The 662-nt window shown below is 58.3% G+C and carries 1 protein-coding gene; it reads right to left on the reverse strand.

Annotated features, from left to right (window positions below):
• Positions 1-260 precede the first annotated feature (260 nt).
• The coding region (locus EAY64_RS19145; protein WP_147456251.1) for a DUF3304 domain-containing protein at positions 261-662 on the reverse strand (402 nt) is incomplete at its 5' end.

The following is a 662-nucleotide window of genomic DNA, read 5'->3' on the forward strand; positions in this document are numbered from 1 at the left end:
CCACCACCACCACCCATGCCCTGGCCATTAAAGCTGGCATGGACAATGGTGGCGTTTGACATGATGTTGACGACACTGGCTCCAGCACCAATAGTGGCGGGCCGGGCCATGCTTTCGCAGGCGCTCAGGCTCAGAGTGAGTAATAGCGTGGTAACAACAGTTTTCCATTGCATGATGTCAGTCTCGTTCAAGGTGCGCGGTGGGCGAAGGCAAGGTGGTGCTTCTGCGGTTGCTTGAGTGGTTTGAGCGGGGCGGTTTGATCAAGGCTGGCATGTCGGGGAGGCTCCCAGGCAGCGGATGATTTCCATGGCACGGCCTTCGCCATATGGCAGCTGGCCCAGCACCCGGCCAAGTTCCTTGGTGTCGATCAGTGGATAGACCTTGTCACAAGGCAGAAAAACCAGCACTAATGCACCTACCTCCTGGTAGGGAGGTACCGGGATGGTGATGCTGTGCTGGGTGTAGTTGGCTTCGTGTGCCTCGTACCACTTAGTCACCGCAGGCGTTGTCGTGCCATCAGGATTGGATCTGGGTCGTTTGATTCCCCCGGGATTCAATCCGGGGCTTGGATCCTTGGTCCACTCGATAGTGGCCATCATGCCGGGCTGCCACTTCTCCGGCACACTGACGCAGCACTCTTCGCCACCACCACCACCCATGCC

This window comes from Aquitalea palustris (assembly GCF_003693445.1).
Classification (GTDB): domain Bacteria; phylum Pseudomonadota; class Gammaproteobacteria; order Burkholderiales; family Chromobacteriaceae; genus Aquitalea; species Aquitalea palustris.